Below are 19,286 nucleotides of genomic sequence, written 5' to 3'. Positions count from 1 at the left end.
CGACAACGATGAAGCTTTCCGTACGTTTCGCATTCGCATTGACGGCGCTGGCCCTGTTGGCCAGCCAGCCGGCGCGCGCGGACGTCTACGGCTACATCGATGAAAACGGTCTGGCGCACTTCGCTGCCGAACGGCTGGACGATCGCTACGTGCTGTTCATGAAGGGCGCGGCGGTGGCGGGCAAGGGCGACGACAAGGCCAAGGACGATAGCGCCATCGCCCTGCCGGAAACCGAGCTGCCCGATACCGATGCCTATCTCAACGCCAGCAAGCGCGATGCACTCGACAACGCCGCCGGCATGCGCCAGCGCCTGGTGCGCGCGGTGCTGCAGCACCCGAACGTGCCGACGGTGGAACCGCTGATCCGCCAGGCCGCGACCAAGCACGGCATCGACCCCGCGTTAGTGAAGGCCGTGATTGCCGCTGAATCGGGTTTCAACCCGCAGGCCGTGTCGCCCAAGGGGGCAATCGGGCTGATGCAGGTGATTCCGGACACCGGCGCGCGCTACGGCGTGACCGGCGACGCCCGCCGCACGGCGGCCCAGAAGCTGGCCGACCCGAAGACGAACATCACCACCGGCGTGCGTTACCTGAGCGATCTGCTGCGCATGTTCTCAGGCAACCTTGAGCTTGTGCTGGCCGCCTACAACGCGGGCGAGGGCGCCGTGCAGAAGCACGGCAACGACATTCCGCCCTACGCCGAGACACAGAACTACGTGAAGACGGTGCTGCAGTTCTATCGCTACTACAACCCGGTCGCCGCCGTGCCCGGGTTGATGAACGCGAGCGGCAACGGCGTCATCGCCACACGCAAGCCAGGCCGCACGGGCCGGCCCGCGCGCATCGAACTCGTATTGGACCCCGCCACCGGCGTGGCCACGAACCTACCCCAACATTGATCCCGGCGGCGCTGCCACGTAGAAGCGCGCCGCTTTCGCTTGAGTCTCCATGGAACAACAAGACATCCTCTTCGACCCCAGCGAGCCGGCCGAAGCGCTCACGCTTGGCGCCTATGCCGAGCGCGCTTACCTCGACTACGCCATCAGCGTGGTCAAGGGCCGCGCACTGCCCGAGGTGGCCGATGGCCAGAAGCCGGTGCAGCGCCGCATCCTGTTCGCGATGCACGAGATGGGCCTGCGCTCCGATGCCAAGCCTGTCAAATCGGCGCGCGTGGTCGGCGACGTGCTGGGCAAATTCCACCCGCATGGCGATCAATCCGCCTACGACGCACTGGTGCGCCTGGCGCAGGATTTCTCGCTGCGTTACCCGCTGATCGACGGGCAGGGCAACTTCGGCTCGCGCGACGGCGACGGTGCGGCGGCGATGCGCTATACCGAAGCGCGCCTCACGCCCATTTCGCGTCTGCTGCTCGAAGAGCTGGACCAGGGCACCGTCGATTTCATCCCGAACTACGACGGCTCGATGGAAGAGCCGAAGCTGCTGCCGGCGCGCTTGCCGTTCGTGCTGCTCAACGGCGCATCGGGCATTGCGGTCGGGATGGCCACGGAGATCCCGTCGCACAATTTGCGCGAAGTGGCGGCCGCCACCGTGGCGCTCATCCGCGACGACAAGCTCACCAGCACCGACCTGATGCAGTACATGCCGGGCCCGGACTTCCCGGGTGGCGGTCAGATCATTTCGTCGGCAGCGGACATTGCGCAGGTGTACGAGAGCGGTCGCGGCAGCCTGAAGGTGCGCGCGCGCTGGAAGATCGAAGAACTCGCACGCGGCCAGTGGCAACTCGTAGTGAACGAATTGCCGCCCAACACCTCGTCGCAGAAGGTGTTGGAAGAGATTGAAGAGCTGACGAACCCGAAGGTGCGCACGGGCAAGAAGTCGCTGTCGCCGGATCAGCTCACCATGAAGCAGACCATGCTGGGTCTGCTCGATGCCGTGCGCGACGAGTCCGGCAAGGACGCGCCGGTGCGCCTTGTGTTCGAACCCAAGAGCAAGAACATCGACCAGCAGGAATTTGCCAACGCGCTGCTCGCCCATACGTCGCTGGAGTCGGGCGCGGCCATCAACCTGGTGATGATCGGCACGGATGGCCGGCCGCGCCAGAAGGGCCTGGCCGAGATCCTGCGCGAGTGGATCACGTACCGCTTCGCCACGGTCACGCGCCGCACGCGCCATCGTCTGGGCAAGGTGGAAGACCGCATCCACATCCTGGAAGGGCGGCAACTGGTACTGCTGCGCATTGAGGACGTGATCCGCATCATCCGCGAGAGCGAGGAACCCAAGGCCGCGCTGATCCAGGTCTTCAACCTGAGCGACCGCCAGGCCGAAGACATTCTGGAAATCCGCCTGCGTCAGCTTGCTCGCCTGGAAGCGATCAAGATCGAGCAGGAGCTGAAGAACCTGCGCGAAGAGCAGGGCGAGCTGGACGTGTTGCTGAAGTCCGAGACCATGATGCGCCGTCGCATCATCAAGGAGATCGAGACCGACGCGAAGCAATACGGCGACGACCGCCGCACTCTCATCCAGGAAGAGCGCCGTGCCGCCGCCGAGGTGAAGATCGTCGATGAACCCGTCACGGTGATTGTTTCGCAGAAGGGCTGGGTACGCACGCGCCAGGGCCATGGCCACGACGCCACGCAATTCACCTTCAAGGCAGGCGACACGCTGTACGACACGTTTGAATGCCGGACCACCGATGCGCTGTTGATCTTCGGCACGCGCGACGACAAGGGCACGGGCCGCGTCTATTCCGTGGCCGTGGCCAACCTCCCGGGCGGCCGTGGCGATGGCGTGCCGCTGACGACGCTGATCGAACTCGCGCCGGGCACGCACATCGCCCACACGTTCGCAGGCCATGCCGAACAGAATCTGGTGATTTCCACGCGCGGCGGCAACGGCTTCCTGGCCAAGGTAGGCGACATGGTCGGCCGCCAGAAGGCTGGCAAGGCGTTCCTGACGCTGGATGAGGGCGATCAGCCCAACAAGCCGGCGCCGGTGCCGGCTGACGCCTATGGCGTGGCGTGCCTGTCCGAAGGCGGCCGCTTGCTGCTGTTCCAGATCAGCGAGTTGAAGACGCTCGCAAGCGGCGGCCGTGGCGTGATCCTGATGGAGCTGGAGAAGAACGAAGCGCTGCTTCAGGCGGTGGCCTTTGGTGCAGCGGGTTTCGTGCTCTCTGGCACCGGCCCACGCGGCGGCAAGGCGGTCGAGCAGACTATGACGACCCGCACGCAGGAGCCGTACGCCGGCAAGCGCGCACGCAAGGGTAAGACGCTCGAGCCGAAGCTGCGTGATCCGAAGCTCTCGTTGCCCAAGCCCGCCCCGGACGTCGCCTGAGCCCATGAGCGATCCGAGCGCCGCACCTGACGCCAACACCGCAGTAAACACAAACATTCCGTCCTGCAGCAAGCTCTTCACCGAGTTTGCGCGGATGGGCCTGTCGGGCTTCGGCGGCGTGCTGCCCTTTGCGCGCGCCGGTATTGTCGATCGCAACCGCTGGCTCTCCAATACCGAGTTCGCCGAGTTGCTGAGTCTGGGTCAGGTGTTACCCGGCCCGAATGTGGTCAACCTCTCGGTGATGCTCGGCTACCGCTTTCACGGCGTGCGCGGCGCCGCAGCCGCAATGGCCGGACTGGTGCTCACGCCTGCGGTGCTGCTGTTGCTGATCGTCATGCTGTACGACCATTTCAGCGCGCTTTCGGTGGTGCAGAACCTGCTCAAAGGCATGGCGGCGGTGGCAGCGGGGCTGGTGCTCTCAACGGCCGTCAAGCTGGCGCAGGGGCAGTCGCGCACGTGGCGTGCGCTCGCCATCGGCCTGGCGGTTTTCCTGACCATTGGCGTCCTGCAGTGGCCGCTGCTTCCCGTGATGCTAGTGCTGATTCCGCTCGCACTCGTGCTCGAATGGTGGGCGATGCGATGAGCTACCTCACCACCGTCTTCGACTTGTTCTGGCACTTTCTTGTGCTGTCGTTTCTCGCCATCGGCGGGGCCAGCTCGACGCTGCCCGACATGCACCGCTTTCTGGTCGACACGCGGCATTACATGACAAGCGAGCAGCTGAGCGCCATGTACGCCATCTCGCAGGCGGCGCCGGGCCCCAACGTGCTGTTCGTGGAGTTGTTCGGCTGGCAGGCGGCGGGTCTGGGCGGGGCGATTGCCTCGCTGGTCGGCATCTGCGGGCCGTCGTGCGTGATTGCCGCCGTCATCGCGCGCGTCATGGACCGCAAGCCCGACGCGCGCTGGATTGCGCTGGTCCGCCGCGGCCTTGCACCACTGACGATCGGGCTGCTGTTCTCCACCGGCTGGGTGCTGGCGCGGGGCGCAGACAGCAGCTTCAGCACCATCGCGCTGACCGTCGCCACCGTCCTGGTCTGCACCTTCACCCGTGTGCACCCGCTGGTGCTGGTGGGGCTGGGGGCATTGGTTGGCGGCATGGGCTGGGTGTAGCGCCCGTACTGCGCGACCCGCGAAATCCAAGGCGGACGCATGTCCGCCTTTTTTCTTGGCTCCCTTGCCGCCGAGAAGGGTGCGCAGCCTCGGGAATACCCCAATGCCGTTCATGATGTATATACAACAACATATCGATCAAAGCGATGTTGTCTGTATGTGAATTTCGATCCGCTCGACGCATCCGTCCAGCCCGGCACTGCGCTGACAGCCTCGCCGACATAAAGAGGAGACAGTTTGGAACACCTTCAACGCAACCTGCGCGCGCGGCATATCCGCTTTCTCGCGCTCGGTTCGGCCATCGGCACGGGCCTTTTCTACGGGTCCGCTTCGGCCATCCAACTGGCCGGGCCGGCCGTGATCCTCGCGTACATCATCGGCGGCGCGGCCGTCTACATGGTCATGCGCGCGCTCGGCGAGATGGCGGTGCGCCAGCCGGTCTCCGGTTCGTTCGGGCGCTATGCGCGCGACAACCTCGGTCCGCTCGCCGGCTTTCTCACCGGCTGGACGTACATCCTCGAAATGGTGATCGTCTGCCTGGCCGACGTGACCGCCTTCGGCATCTACATGGGCTTCTGGTTTCCCGAGGTGCCGCAATGGGTTTGGGTGCTCGGTATCGTCATGCTCATCTGCGGCCTGAACCTCTGCAACGTCAAGGTGTTCGGCGAGATGGAATTCTGGCTCGCGCTGATCAAGATCGCGGCGATCGGCGCCATGATCGTCGGCGGCACCGTCATCCTGTTCCTCGGCGTGAAGATGAACGGCGAGCACGCGTCGGGCTTGGGCAATCTCTGGTCGCACGGCGGGTTCCTGCCGCATGGCGTGGGCGGCCTCGTGGCGTCGTTTGCCGTGGTGATGTTTGCGTACGGCGGCGTCGAGATCATCGGCATTACCGGCGGCGAGGCGCAGAACCCCGACAAGGTCATCCCGAAGGCCATCAATGCCGTGCCGGCGCGCATCCTGCTGTTCTACGTGCTGACCATGTGCGTGCTGATGGCGATCTTCCCGTGGACGGGCATCGACGGCCAGGGCAGCCCGTTCGTGCAGATCTTCTCCGGACTGGGCATCCAGTCTGCGGCGGCAATCCTCAACCTCATCGTCATTTCGGCAGCCATCTCGGCCATCAACAGCAACATCTTTGGAGCGGGCCGGATGATGTACGGCATGGCCGAGCAGGGCCAGGCGCCGCGCATCTTTGCGGCCACGTCGCGTCACGGTGTGCCCTGGGTGACGGTGCTGTTCATGGCCGGCGCGCTGCTGTGCGGCGTGGTGCTGAACTATCTGATTCCCGAAAACGTCTTCGTGATCATCGCGTCGATCGCCACGTTCGCGACCGTCTGGGTCTGGCTGATGATCCTGCTCTCGCAGGTGGCCATGCGCCGGCGTCTGTCGGCTGAAGAGGTGCGCGCGCTCAAGTTCAAGGTGCCGCTGTGGCCCGTCGGGCCGGCGTTCGCCATCGCGTTCATGCTGTTCGTGATCGGCGTGCTGGGCACCATGGAAGACACGCGCGTGGCGCTCTACGTTGGCGCAGGCTGGGTGCTGCTCATGTCGGCAGCGTGGTATCTGCGCGTGAAGCCCAACGCAGCATCCGTGTTCGCCGAAGAGGCAAGCGGGGTTTGAACCCGGCCCCCCGCCAAGAACAGACAAGTTTCGGAGACAACCCATGTCGAACCACACCTCTGCGCCGTCGTACGCCGGCCGCGCCGACCCGCAGGCGACCGGCCACGCGCAACCGCTGTCACGCACCCGCGCCATTGCCGCCATCACCATCGGCAACGGCCTGGAGTTCTATGACTTCGTGGTCTACAGCTTCTTCGCCACGCTGATTGGCCGGCTGTACTTTCCGGTCGGCAACGCGACCGGCCAGTTGCTGATGTCGTTCGCCACCTTCGGCGTCGGCTTCCTGATGCGGCCGCTCGGCGGTCTGCTGATCGGCATGTACGCCGACCGCGCAGGCCGCAAGCCGGCCGTGACGCTCACCCTGTGGCTGATGGGCCTGTCGTCGCTGATCTTCGTCGTCACGCCGACCTACGCCCAGATCGGCATCCTCGCGCCCATGCTCGTCGTGCTGGCGCGGTTGGTGCAGGGCTTTGCCATCGGCGGCGAGATGGGCGCTTCGACTGCGCTGCTGCTGGAATACGCCGACGACCGCTCGCGCGGCTTCTATACGAGTTGGCAGCCGTTCAGCCAGGGGCTGGCGGCGCTGTTTGGCGCGCTGGTCGGCTTGCTGCTGAGCAATGTGCTGGCGCCCTCGGCACTGGAGTCGTGGGGCTGGCGGCTCGCATTCGTGATCGGCATTCTCGTGATCCCGGTCGGCCTGATCATTCGACGCCGGCTGGAGGAAACCGCCGCATCGCCCAGCTCGCGCGAAGCCGACGCCACGCTGCCGCTGCTGCGCGAACACCGTCGCACGCTGGTGGCGAGCATTCTACTGATGATCGGCGTGGCGTCGTCCACGTACATCATCGTGTACTACCTCAGCAACTACGCCGTGAGCGTGCTGCACATGCCGCTGTCGCTGGGCATCTGGGCCGCGTGCATTGCGGCGCTGGTGCAGGTGGTGCTGTCGCCGTTCGCCGGCCGGCTGGCCGACCGCGTCGGCCGCCGCAAGGTCGTGCTGTGGTCGCGCGTTGCGCTGCTGGCGATGATCTATCCGGCCTTCGCGCTCATCAACGCCGACCCTTCGCTGACGCGGTTGCTGATCGTGGTCGGCTGCCTGTCGGTGCCGATGTCGATGACCTCGCCGGCATCGATGGTGCTCGTGAGCGAGGTGCTGCCGCAGCGGCTGCGCGCCACGGGGCTGTCGATTGCCTACTGTGTGGCCATTGCGATCTTCGGTGGATTTGCGCAGTTCTTTTCGACCGAGCTGATCCACCTCACAGGCAATGCGAATGCGCCGGCCTTCTACGTGATCGGCTGCGGTTTGGTCTCGCTGATCGGGCTGGCGATGGTGCCCGAAACGCTGGGCCGCCGCCTCTCGTAACGCTCAGTCCACCCCAACGAAACCGCCGGTCTGGTGCGCCCACAGCCGCGCATACAGGCCGCCGTGTTCCAGCAACTCGGCGTGCGTGCCGCTCTCGACGATGCGCCCGCCATCGAGCACGACCAGCCGGTCCATGCGCGCGATGGTCGAGAGCCGGTGCGCGATGGCAATCACGGTCTTGCCCTGCATCAGCGTTTCCAGGCTTTCCTGGATGGCGGCTTCCACTTCCGAATCCAGCGCTGACGTGGCTTCGTCCAGGATCAGGATCGGCGCGTCCTTGAGCAGCACACGCGCAATCGCAATGCGCTGGCGTTGACCGCCCGACAGCTTCACGCCACGTTCCCCAACCAACGCATCAAAGCCGCGCCGCCCTTGCGCATCGAACAGCTGCGGGATGAACTCGTCGGCGCGGGCCCGGTGCACCGCTTGCATCAATTCCGCCTCGGTGCTGTCGGGTTTGCCGTAGCGCAGGTTGTCGCGAATTGACCGGTGCAGCAGCGACGTGTCCTGCGTGACCATGCCGATCTGCTCGCGCAGGCTTTCTTGCGTCACGGTCGCAATGTCCTGACCGTCGACCAGAATCCGGCCGCGCTCCACGTCGTACAGGCGCAGCAGCAGATTCACCAGCGTCGATTTGCCCGCGCCCGACGGGCCAACCAGCCCGATCCGTTCACCCGGGCGCACCACGAGATCCAGCCCTTCGATCACGCCGCTGCCCTTGCCGTAGTGGAATCCCACGTGCTCGAAGCGCACTTCGCCCCGCGTCACGTGCAGCGGCTTGGCATCGGGCTGGTCGATCACGGCGCGCGGCAGCGCGATGGTCTGCATGCCGTCCTGCACCTGCCCGACGTTTTCAAAGATGCCGTTCACCACCCACATGATCCAGCCCGACATGTTGTTGATGCGAATCACCAGCCCCGTGGTCAGCGCAATGGTGCCGGCGCTCACACGGCCCTGGCTCCACAACCACAGCGCGAGCGCCGACGTGCCGACAATCAACAGGCCGTTCATGGCCGTGATGGTGAAATCCATGCCGCTGATCATGCGGCCGGACAGGCGTGTCTTGTCCGTCTGCTCGGCCATGGCGTCGCGCGCGTAGCTTTCTTCATGCTGCGTATGCGCGAACAGCTTGAGCGTGGTGATGTTGGTGTAGCCGTCAACGATGCGGCCCATCAGCTTGGAACGCGACTCCGTGGCGATGACCGAACGCGCTTTCACGCGCGGCACGAAATAGCTCAGTGCCGCGATGTAGCAGCCAATCCACACCAGCAGCGGCACAACGAGCCACCAGTCGGCCCTGGCGAACAGCACCATCGCACTGATCGCGTAGATGACGACATGCCAGAGCGCGTCCACGGCCTGCACGGCGGAATCGCGCAGCGAAAAGCCGGTCTGCATGATGCGCTGCGCAATGCGGCCCGCAAAGTCGTTCTGGAAGAACGTCAGGCTCTGCTTGAGCACGTAGCGGTGGTTCTGCCAGCGGATCAGGTTCGACAGGTTGGGGTTGATGACCTGGTGCACGAGCACGTCGTGCAGCCCGAAGATGACCGGCCGCGCGATCAGCGCCACAAAGGCCATCCACAGCAGTTCGCTGCGGTGGCGGCCGAAGAACTCCGCGCCGGGGGTTGCCTGGATCATGTCGACGATGCGGCCGAGGAAGTCGAACAGCGCGACTTCAATCAGCGCGCCCAGCAACCCGACGACCAGCAGGAACGCAAAAACGCCGCGCACCTCGCGCAGGAAGTAGGCGTAGAAGCGCCACACATTGGCCGGAGGCTGTGTGTCGGGCAGGGGACGGAACGGATCGATGAGCTTTTCCAGGCGGCGCAGCAGCATGTCGGGTCGGGAGGGGGAAGACCGACGCCCCAGGGCGGGACGTGCGCGGAAGAGCTGCCCATGATACGCGCGTGAAAGGGCCCATGTTGGCGGGGTGGCTTACGGAGTGCAGGGCTCGGCGATCGGCGTTCTGAACGCCGTGCGTGAGGTTTTGAACTTGACGATTGGGGTTCCGAACGCCACGCGTGGGGTTGTTGAACTTGGCGATTGGGGTTCAGAACGCGACGCGCGAGGTTTTGGACCCGGTGGTTGGCGTTCAGAACGCGACGCGTGAGGTTGTCGAACCAGGCGATTGGGGTTCGAAACTGGACACGAGAGGTTTTGAACTTCGCCGCTGGAGTTCGGAACCGGACGTGCGAGGTTTTTCGCTCGACGTGTCGGGTTCGCATGAAAAAAGCCGCTCGATTGAGCGGCTTTCGGGTTCCGTCGGGAGCGGGGCTCAGTGCACCACCATCCGCGAGAACGGCTCCATATAAGCCTGCAGGGTGATCATCAGCCCCACCAGGAAGGCGAGCGCCAGCGAATGGAAGAACACATACCGCAGGATGTCGCCCTCGTGGCCATACCACTTGGTGGCGGTGGAAGCCACGACGATGGACTGCGCGTCGATCATCTTGCCCATCACGCCGCCCGAACTGTTGGCCGCCGACATGAGGATCGGCGACAGGCCAAGCTGTTCGGCCGTGGTCTTCTGCAGGCCGCCGAACAGCACGTTCGATGCCGTATCGGAACCGGTGAGCGCCACGCCCAGCCAGCCCAGCATCGTGCCGAACAGCGGGTACAGCACGCCCGTGTGGGCGAAGGCCAGACCCAGCGTCGCGTCCAGGCCGGAGTAGCGCGTGAGGTAACCGATGCCGAACATCGCGCAGATCGTCAGCAGCGAATAGCGCGTGAGCTTGATGGTGTTCCAGTACTCCTTGAGCATGCGCGGCAGCGAGTAGCCCATCAGCAGGCCGCCGACGATGGCCGATACCAGGATGCCCGTACCCGCCATCGACAGGACGTTGAAGTTGAACACTGCGCCTTCGGCAATCACCTTGGGCACCACCGGCGGGCCCTTGAGCACCATCTTGTCGAGGCCCGGGATGGCGAACTTGAATGCCCAGAGGCCGTCGGCAAATGCCTTGAATTGCGGCACGCCCCAGATGAACACGAACACGGTCAGGATGACCCACGGCAACCATGCCTGCACGCGCGTGATCTTGCCGTTGGTGGCCGTGGTGGTTTCGCGGGCTTCGGCCGCGGCTTCGGGGTCGACGCGGGAGTTGTCTTCGCGGTTGCGCAGGGCGGTCGAGGTCCAGATCGTCTTGGGCTTCCACACCTTCAGGAACAGCGTGAGCGTGCCCATCGACACCAGCGCCGCAATCACGTCCACCAGCCACGGGCCGTGGAAGTTCGACACCAGGAACTGCGGAATCGCAAACGACACGCCCGCCACCAGGATTGCCGGCCAGATCTGCAGCATGCCGCGGAAGCCCGCGAACGCCCAGATCAGCCAGAACGGCACCAGCACCGAGAAGAACGGCAACTGGCGGCCAACCATGGCGGAGAGCTGCAGCAGGTCCAGCCCCGTGACCGAAGCCAGCCCGATGAGCGGGGCACCCAGCGCGCCGTAGGCCACCGGTGCGGTGTTGGCGATCAGGGCCAGGCCCGACGCGGCCAGTGGCGAGAAACCCAGGCCGATCAGGATGGCCCCCGTGACGGCCACCGGCGTGCCGAAGCCCGCCGCGCCTTCAAAGAACGCGCCGAAGCTGAACGCTACCAGCAGCAGCTGCAGGCGGCGGTCTTCGGTAATGCCGGAAATCGAGCTCTGTAACACCTTGAACGACCCGTTCAAGGTGGTGAGCCGGTGCAGGAAGATGATGTTGAGAACAATCCAGCCAATCGGGAACAGGCCGGAGACGATGCCCAGACCGGCTGCCTTGCTGGCCATCGCGGTCGGCATGCCGAACACGAACGAGGCGATTCCCACCCCGACGATCAGCGCCAGGCCGGCGGCCAGATGCGCCTGCATATGGAAGAACGCCAGCGAGCATAGCAGCACCGCCACCGGTATCCCGGCTGCGATGGTCGACCACACGGCGCTGCCGAGCGGGTCATAGACTTGATTCCACATCTTGATCTCCTCCTGTTTGGGCGTTTCAGCGAACGTCTTCTGCCGCCCCCTTTTTTTCAGGGGCAAACGCGGATTGTAGAAACAAGCGTGTCCGGCTCCCCGCAATATTCTGTCACTTTCGCCTTGAAAAGTATTCATCGGCGCCGGTGCGTGGTTTCGCGTGGCGCAAGCAATTGCACCGGGTAAATCCGGGTTGTGGAATCATTGCGCCTGCAGCGCTGCTCACCCACTCCAATTCGCCCTCCATTCATGGCTTCTCTGATGGCCTTCCTGCTTCGCCGCCGCGGCTCCCGATTGGCTGTCGCCGTGCTTACCGCGTTTGTGGCACTGACGACGTTGCCGCCCGCCGTGCATGGCCAGACTGCGGCGGCGCCAACGCAGGCGAACACCGAATCGACGCGGCCGCGAATCGGTCTGGTGCTCTCGGGCGGCGGGGCGCGCGGCTATGCGCATATTGGCGTGCTGAAGATGCTGGAGCGCCTGCGCATTCCCGTGGATGTGATTGCCGCCACGAGCATGGGCGCCGTCGTGGGCGGGTTGTACGCCAGCGGTATTCGGGCGGATGCGCTGGAGCAGAAGCTCTCGCAGGTCGACCTGAGCGACATCGCGTTCGATCGCAACGATCGCGCCAAGCTGCCGCAGTCGCTGCGCGAGGATGATTTCCAGTATCCGATCGGCCTGTCCGCCGGCTATGGCAACGGCAACCTCAAGCTGCCGGCCGGGCTGGTGCAGGGCAACCGCCTGCTCGCGCTGCTCAAGAACTGGACGGCGCAGTGGCCCGACAACATCGAGTTCTCGCGCCTGCCGATTCCGTTCAAGGCCATGGCGACGGATCTGGCCACGGGCGACGGGGTGATTCTCGACCACGGCTCGCTGCCACTGGCCATGCGGGCCAGCATGGCGGTGCCGGGGCTGTTCGCGCCCTTCGAGGTGGGCGGGCGCACGCTGGTGGATGGCGGCCTGGTGAGCAACCTCCCTGTGCAGCTTGCGCGCGACATGGGGGCTGACATCATCATCGCCGTCAACATCGGGTCGGACTTGGAGCGGCCTGAAGACCTGGCCTCGCCTGCGGCGGTGACACAACAGATGATCACCATCCTCGTGGGCCAGAACGTGCGTGCGCAAAAGGCGCTGCTGCGCGACAAGGATGTGCTGATCGAGCCACAGCTCACGGAACTTTCGTTCACCGATTTCGCCAAGGGCCCGCAGGGTGTGCGGCAAGGCGAGCGCGCGGCGCAGGGCGTCGAGGCGAAGCTCGCGACGTTGTCGCTGTCGCCGCAGGCGTATGCCGCGTACCGCGCTGCCCATCAGCCGCAAGGCACGTTGGTGGCAGGCGCGCGCATCGACGCCATCGATGTGACCACCAACGGCCGTGTGCCTGCGGCGCGTGTGCGCCAGTTGATCAAGGTGCGCGAAGGCGATGCGTATGACGCCGAGGCGCTGAACCGCGAGCTGTCGGCGCTAGCCACCACCGGCGACTTCGAAACCGTCACGCAGCAACTGGTGGAACAGAACGGCGTACATACGCTCAAGATCGACGCACACGAGAAGTCGTGGGGCAACCAGTTCTTCCTGTTCGGGCTGGGCATGTCGACCAACTTCGACGGGCGTGGCGCATTCAACATCAACCTTGGCCATCGGTATCCGTGGCTCACGCAGAGCGGGCTGGAGTGGCGCAACGACATCGTGCTCGGCAGCAACCGGGCGAGCATCCATACCGAACTGCGCCAGCCGCTGTGGCAGGCGCGCGGGTTTTACGTGGCGCCGTACGCCGAGTACTCGCGCCGGCGCTCCGATCTCTACTTTGACGATCAGCCCCCCACCCGGGACGCCAAGCCGTTCAACAACCTGACCATCGAGACGGCACGCGCCGGGGTTGACCTGGGCATCCCGCTGGGCCGCAAGGGTGAACTGCGCCTGGGCGTGAACTACGTCAGGAAGACGGCAACGTTCAATTACCTGCAATTGATCGCGGACGAATCCGGGAATGTCGTGGATGCGACGGCTGTTGACCCCACGCGCGCGCAGCAACCGGCCTTCCGCGCCCAGCTCACGCTGGACCAGCTCGACGATCCGCTGTTCCCGCGTAGCGGCTATTACTTCTACAGCAGCGTGGAAACGGGCTTCGGCTCGCTCGACAAGAAGTTCAACACCGCCCAGGCCAAGGGCTTATGGGCCACGAGCTATGGGCGCCACACGTTCAATGTGGCGTTGGAAGGGGCGGGCCAGTTTGGCATCAACAGCCCGACGCGTGAAAACGACGGCAACACGAGCAACGGCGCCAACGAAGGCTTCTTCCTGGGCGGCTTCCAGCACCTTTCGGCGTATGCGCAGGATCAGTTCAACGGCCAGTACATGCTGTATGGCCGCCTGACCTATCTGTACGACCTGCGCGTCGAAGATCTGCTCGGCCTGCGCGCGCCGGTGTTCGGCGCCAGCGCCGAGGCCGGGAATGTCTGGCAGCTGCGCAACAACTTTGGCAAGGGCCCTTACCTGAAGAGCGGCAGCGTATTTGTTGGCGGCACCAGCCCGATCGGGCCGCTCTACTTCGGTTTTGCGGTGGCGCCGCAGGGCGTGTGGAACGTGTACCTGCAGCTCGGTCGCGTCTTCTGAAACCGCATCAAGGGGCAGCAGGCCTGCCTGGCGTACGGTCAGCGCCTGCTTCGTAAGGTCTTGATCAGATTGGGAAATCAATCGGTCAGCTTGCAGCGGATGTGCGTGCTAGCCTTCCGCTTCGCTTCGTTCAAGACCTCGGGCGCGGTCGCGCCCAGCCCCCTTTCCCATGATGTTCTCCGTGTTGTTCCGTCGTTACCGTTCGTCCCCGTGGTTGCTGTGCGTGTGCGCCTTGGCTGCGTTGCAGGGCTGCGGCAAGCATGCTGATGAGGCCGCCAAGCCCGCTGGCCCGCCGGAGGTCGAGTTTGTCGTTGCACAGCGCTCCGATGCGCCGCTTGTGACCGAACTGCCGGGCCGCCTGGAGCCGTATCGCACGGCGCAAGTGCGCGCGCGCGTGGACGGCATCGTCCTCAAGCGCGCCTATGAAGAAGGCCAAGTGGTCAAGGCCGGCCAGGTGCTGTTCCGCATCGATCCGGCGCCGCTCAAGGCACAGGTGGACGCCGCGCAAGGCGCGCTTACTCGTGCGCAGGCACAACTCGCCATCGCGCGCGACAAGGCTGCCCGCTACAAGGGGCTGGCCGCCACGCGCGCTGTGAGCGAGCTGGAATACGCAGAAGCGCAAGCCGCAGAGCGTCAGGCCGCCGCAGACGTGGTGTCCAGCCGTGCTGCGCTGGACACCGCGCAACTGCGCCTGGGTTATGCCACCGTCACGGCCCCGATTGCCGGCCGCTCGCGCCGCGCGCAGGTCACCGAAGGCGCGCTGGTCAAGGAAGACGCCGCCACGCCGCTGACCACCGTCGAGCAGATCGACCCGATCTACGTCGACTTTGCGCAGCCCGCCGCCGAGGTGCTGGCCTTGCAGCGCGCGCTCAAGAAGGGCCAGGCCGCTGCATTGAGCGGCAAGGACATCGGCGTGCAGGTCATCCTGAGCGATGGCGTGGCGTACGAGCGCCCCGGCAGGTTGCTGTTCTCCGATCTGGCGGTGGACCGCGCGACCGATAACGTTTCGATGCGCGCCGTGCTGCCCAACCCCGATGGGTTGCTGCTGCCCGGCATGTATGTGCGCGTGAAGCTCTCGCACGCCGTGCAGCAGGGCGCGGTGACGGTTCCGAAGGGCGCATTGCAGCGCGATCGCCAGGGGGCATCGGTGTTCGTGGTGCAGGCCGACAATACGCTGGCCGCGCGGCCCGTGGCTGCGCAAACGTTGGCCGGCGACCAATGGCTGGTGACGAGCGGCCTGTCCGGTGGAGAGCGCCTCGCCATTCCGGGCATGCAGGCGCTGGAAGCGGGCATGGCGGTCAAGCCGGTGCCCGCAGCACCGCGTGCTGACACCGAGCCGAAGAAAGGCTGACCATGGCGCGCTTCTTTATCGACCGCCCGGTCTTTGCCTGGGTGATTGCGCTCGCCATCATCCTGGCCGGCGTGCTCGCACTGCCCAAGCTGCCGGTGGCGCAGTATCCGAACATCGCGCCGCCCAACGTCAGCATCTCGGCCAACTACCCGGGCGCGTCGGCGCGCACGGTGGAGAGTGCCGTCACCGCCATCATCGAGCGCGAGATGAACGGTGCGCCGGGGCTGCTGTACATGTCGTCGTCGTCCGATGCGGCGGGCAACGTGTCGATCAACCTGTCGTTCACGCAGGGTACGAGCCCGGATCTTGCGGCGGTGGAGGTGCAGAACCGGCTGAAGATCGTCGAAGAGCGCCTGCCTGAAGTCGTGCGCCGCAATGGCATCCGCATCGAGAAGGCGGCCGAGAACTACATGATGTATCTGTCGCTGATGGCCGAGCGCGGGCGCTTTGACGGCATCGACCTGGGCGACCTCGCTTCGTCTGATTTGATTCCGCAGTTGCGTCGCGTGCCGGGCGTTGGCACCGCGCAGCTGTTCGATGCGGAATACGCCATGCGCATCTGGCCCGATGCCGACAAGCTGACCGCATTGGGCCTCACCGCCGGTGACTTGAGCGATGCCGTGCGCCGGTACAACGCGCGCATCACTGTGGGTGAGATCGGCAGCGGCGCCGTGCCGGGCAGCGCGCCCATCAACGCGAGCGTCACCGGTGACGACGGGCTCACCACGCCTGAAGCATTCGGCCAGATTCCGCTGCGTGCAGACGCGCAGGGCCGCGTGGTGCTGCTGCGCGATGTGGCGCGCGTGGAGCTGGGCGGCAGCGATTACCTGTACCTCTCGCGCATGAACGGCAAGCCGGCCACGACCATCGGCATCAAGCTTGCCCCCGGCGCCAACGCCGTGGGCGTGGCCAAGCGCGTGCGCGCGGTGCTGGACGAAGCGCAGGCGCATTTCCCGCCCGGCGTGCGCTATGAGGTGGCGTACGACAGCTCGCGCTTTGTCGGCATCGCCATCGAACAGGTGGTCAAGACGCTGCTTGAAGCCGTGGTGCTGGTGTTCCTCGTGATGATGCTGTTCATGCAGAACCTGCGCGCGACGCTCATCCCGACGCTGGTCGTGCCGATCGCGCTGCTGGGCACGTTTGCGGTGATGCTGCCGATGGGCTTTTCCATCAACGTGCTGACGCTGTTCGGCCTGGTGCTCGCCATCGGCATCCTTGTCGACGATGCCATCGTGGTGGTGGAAAACGTCGAACGCGTGATGCACGAAGACGGGCTGTCGCCGCGCGAGGCGACGGCCAAGGCGATGCGGCAGATCAGCGGGGCCATCGTCGGCATCTCGCTGGTGCTGACGGCGGTCTTCGTGCCGATGGCGTTCTTCGGCGGCGCGGTGGGCAACATTTACCGGCAGTTTTCGCTGTCGCTTGCCGTGTCGATGGTGTTCTCGGCATTCCTGGCATTGACGCTCACACCGGCGCTTTGCGCGACGCTGCTCAAGCCGGTGCAGCCGGACCACGGCGCCGAGCGCAAGGGCTTCTTCGGCGCATTCAACCGGGGCTTTGCGCGGTTGACGGCACGCTACCGGGGCGGCGTTGCCATGCTGCTGAATCGCACGGGCCGTGCACTGGTGGCATACGGCGCGGTTATCGGCGTGGTCGTGCTGCTGTTCATGCAACTGCCGACGGCCTTTCTGCCGGAGGAAGATACCGGTGAGTTCATGACCGTCGTCATGCTGCCGACCGGCGCCACACAGGCGCAGACGCTCGACGTCGTTCGGCAGGCAGAGCAGTACTTCATGACGCAGGAACCGGCCGTGGCGTCTACGCTCGCCATCACGGGGTTCAGCTTGTACGGCAACGGCCAGAACGCGGCCATGCTGTTCCTGACGCTCAAGGACTGGAAGCAGCGCAAGGGTGCTGGCCAGCATGTCGATGCCGTGGTCGAGCGCGCCAACGCGGCATTCGGCAAGATCAAGGGCGCGATGGTCATGGCGATGAACTCGCCGGCTCTGCCGGAACTGGGCAGCAAGCCGGGGTTCGACCTGCGCTTGCAAGACCGCGGCGGTGCCGGCTACGAGCGCCTCGCGCAGGCACGCGACCACATGCTTGCCGAGGCGGCGAAGCATCCTGCGCTGTCGGAAGTCACGTTTGCAGGCCAGGGCGATGCACCGCAGGTGCTGATCGATGTGGACCGCAAGAAGGCGCTGTCGATGGGTGTGTCGATCGAAGACATCAACCGCACGCTGGCCGTGATGTTCGGCTCCGACTACGCCGGCGATTTCGTCTACCGCAACCAGGTGCGCCGTGTGATCGTGCAGGCCGACGGCAAACAGCGCGTTTCGGTCGAGCAGCTTGGCCGCATGCACGTGCGCAATGCAGCAGGGGCCATGGTGCCGCTTTCCGCATTCACCACCACCAAGTGGATCGTCGGGCCGCTCAAGCTGGATCGCTACAACGGCTTTCCGGCCATGACGATCACCGGCGCGCCTGCACCCGGTCATAGCTCCGGCGAGGCGATGGCGGCGATGGAGTCGATCGCGCGCGGTCTGCCTGCAGGCTTCGGCTACGAGTGGACGGGGCAGTCGTTCGAGGAGCGGCTGTCGGGCGCGCAGGCGCCGGCGCTGTTTGCGTTGTCGATCCTCGTCGTGTTCCTGTGCCTAGCCGCGCTGTACGAGAGCTGGTCAATTCCGCTGGCGGTCTTGCTGGTGGTGCCGCTCGGCGTGCTGGGCGCGCTGCTGGGCGCCACGCTGCGCTTTCTGCCCAACGACATCTACTTCAAAGTCGGGCTGATTGCGACCATCGGCCTGTCGGCCAAGAACGCGATCCTGATCATCGAGGTGGCCAAGGATCTGGTGGCGCAAGGCATGGGCTTGATTGAAGCCACGCTGGAAGCTGCGCGGTTGCGGTTCCGGCCGATCGTGATGACGTCGCTGGCGTTTGCCTTTGGCGTCGTGCCGCTGGCGCTTGCAAGCGGCGCGGCATCGGCCAGCCAGCGCGCCATCGGCACGGGCGTGCTGGGCGGGATCATCGCGGCAACGGTGCTGGCGGTGTTCCTGGTGCCGGTGTTCTTTGTGGTGGTGCGGCGCGTGTTCAAGGGCAGCGAGCGGCAGCGCCGGCTGGACGCGGCGCACGAGCACGAGACGGCCGGGCCGGCCGCCTGATCGGCGTCGGCATCAATCTGCGGCGGCTGGGCCTTTGCGCCTGGCTGCTGCCGGGTCGAAGCCGAAAAAGCCGAGGACCTCTGCTGCGACCTGATCGCGGTCGTTGTCCACGCAGATCATGTGGTAGCTGTTTTCCAGCACCACGCTGCGCGCATGGGGCAGGGTGGCCTGTAGCGTTTGGGCGGAACGCAGGCTGGTGAGTTCGTCTTCGCGGGAATGGATCACCAGCGTCTGGCACTGCGTATCGGGCGCCCCGGCCAGTGCCCAGCGTCGCAGCCGGTCTACCTGCCGAATGCACGCCAGCGGCACCCACGGGTAGTGGAAGCTGTCACCGCGCGCGAGCTTCGCCTTGATGATCCGCCGCAACAGCGGGTTCTTGATGCCGAACGGCTCGTCCTCTTCCACGCGCATGCGCGCCGCCATGCCCGGGATGCGATACACCGCGTAGCGTAGATCCCGATACCACGGTGTCGACCAGCCATCGATATGGACGGGCGTGGCGAGCAGCGCCAGCCTGTCCTGCGGGCGCGCAATGCCATGCCGAACCCGGTGCGCCAGCACCAGTGCCAGCAATGCGCCCATGCACATCCCCGCGATATGCACGGTGTCATGCTCGGCGGCAAGCCGTTCATACGCTTGCGTAAGCGTTTCAAGCCACGCCTCGGCAGGCATGTGGATCAGGTCTTCCGGGCGCGTGCCGTGGCCGGGCAAGGTCGGCACGTGCGTGACCGCGCCGGCGTTGCGCAGCGCTTTCTGCAGCACGCCCACGTCGTAGGCCGTGCCGCCCAGACCATGGATCAGCAGCACGGCCGTGCTGCCGGGCACCGA

General features: G+C 65.5%; 12 protein-coding genes. 9 read left to right on the top strand and 3 right to left on the bottom strand.

Annotated features, from left to right (window positions below; genetic code table 11):
* Nucleotides 1-8 precede the first annotated feature (8 nt).
* From AAHM38_RS03310 to AAHM38_RS03285, 6 genes are all read left to right on the top strand, one after another.
* Nucleotides 9-899, top strand: coding sequence for a lytic transglycosylase domain-containing protein (locus AAHM38_RS03310; protein WP_116574752.1), 891 nt, complete (start codon nucleotides 9-11; stop codon nucleotides 897-899).
* 49 nt (nucleotides 900-948) lie between these two features.
* Entirely contained in the window at nucleotides 949-3,291 is a 2,343-nt protein-coding gene (parC, locus tag AAHM38_RS03305) for a DNA topoisomerase IV subunit A (RefSeq protein WP_116574753.1), read from the top strand.
* Between the two features lie 4 nt (nucleotides 3,292-3,295).
* Entirely contained in the window at nucleotides 3,296-3,874 is a 579-nt protein-coding gene (locus AAHM38_RS03300; protein ID WP_012761595.1) for a chromate transporter, read from the top strand.
* On the top strand, nucleotides 3,856-4,401 hold the full coding sequence (locus AAHM38_RS03295; RefSeq protein ID WP_179817509.1) for a chromate transporter: 546 nt from the start codon (nucleotides 3,856-3,858) through the stop codon (nucleotides 4,399-4,401). The genes AAHM38_RS03300 and AAHM38_RS03295 overlap by 19 nt, the downstream gene beginning before the upstream one ends.
* 237 nt (nucleotides 4,402-4,638) lie before the next feature.
* Nucleotides 4,639-6,021: an amino acid permease gene (locus tag AAHM38_RS03290; RefSeq protein ID WP_116574754.1), complete on the top strand. Its 1,383-nt coding sequence runs from the start codon at nucleotides 4,639-4,641 to the stop codon at nucleotides 6,019-6,021.
* Nucleotides 6,022-6,064: 43 nt separating this feature from the next.
* Nucleotides 6,065-7,384, top strand: coding sequence for an MFS transporter (locus AAHM38_RS03285; RefSeq protein WP_116574755.1), 1,320 nt, complete (start codon nucleotides 6,065-6,067; stop codon nucleotides 7,382-7,384).
* 3 nt (nucleotides 7,385-7,387) lie between these two features.
* Here the strand turns inward: AAHM38_RS03285 and AAHM38_RS03280 are convergent, their stop codons facing one another.
* Both AAHM38_RS03280 and AAHM38_RS03275 read right to left on the bottom strand, forming a co-directional pair.
* Entirely contained in the window at nucleotides 7,388-9,220 is a 1,833-nt protein-coding gene (locus AAHM38_RS03280) for an ABC transporter ATP-binding protein (RefSeq protein WP_116574756.1), read from the bottom strand.
* Between the two features lie 439 nt (nucleotides 9,221-9,659).
* On the bottom strand, nucleotides 9,660-11,336 hold the full coding sequence (locus tag AAHM38_RS03275) for an L-lactate permease (protein WP_116574757.1): 1,677 nt from the start codon (nucleotides 11,334-11,336) through the stop codon (nucleotides 9,660-9,662).
* Nucleotides 11,337-11,585: 249 nt separating this feature from the next.
* Here AAHM38_RS03275 and AAHM38_RS03270 point away from each other — a divergent pair, with 249 nt between their 5' ends.
* The 3 genes from AAHM38_RS03270 (at nucleotide 11,586) to AAHM38_RS03260 (ending at nucleotide 18,458) form a co-directional block, all read left to right on the top strand.
* Complete coding sequence (locus AAHM38_RS03270) at nucleotides 11,586-13,949, top strand: patatin-like phospholipase family protein (RefSeq protein ID WP_116574758.1); 2,364 nt, start codon at nucleotides 11,586-11,588, stop codon at nucleotides 13,947-13,949.
* A gap of 169 nt (nucleotides 13,950-14,118) precedes the next feature.
* On the top strand, nucleotides 14,119-15,300 hold the full coding sequence (locus tag AAHM38_RS03265; protein ID WP_116574759.1) for an efflux RND transporter periplasmic adaptor subunit: 1,182 nt from the start codon (nucleotides 14,119-14,121) through the stop codon (nucleotides 15,298-15,300).
* A 2-nt stretch (nucleotides 15,301-15,302) separates the two neighbouring features.
* Nucleotides 15,303-18,458, top strand: a complete 3,156-nt coding sequence (locus AAHM38_RS03260) for an efflux RND transporter permease subunit (RefSeq protein ID WP_116574760.1) — start codon at nucleotides 15,303-15,305, stop codon at nucleotides 18,456-18,458.
* Between the two features lie 12 nt (nucleotides 18,459-18,470).
* Here AAHM38_RS03260 and AAHM38_RS03255 read toward each other — a convergent pair whose 3' ends face one another.
* Entirely contained in the window at nucleotides 18,471-19,283 is an 813-nt protein-coding gene (locus tag AAHM38_RS03255; RefSeq protein WP_024973134.1) for an alpha/beta hydrolase, read from the bottom strand.
* Nucleotides 19,284-19,286: the final 3 nt, after the last annotated feature.

Source organism: Ralstonia sp. OTU4908 (assembly GCF_038440115.1).
Lineage (GTDB): Bacteria > Pseudomonadota > Gammaproteobacteria > Burkholderiales > Burkholderiaceae > Ralstonia > Ralstonia pickettii.
The sequence above is the reverse complement of the archived record's forward strand: the minus strand, read 5'-3'. Positions and strand labels throughout refer to the sequence as shown.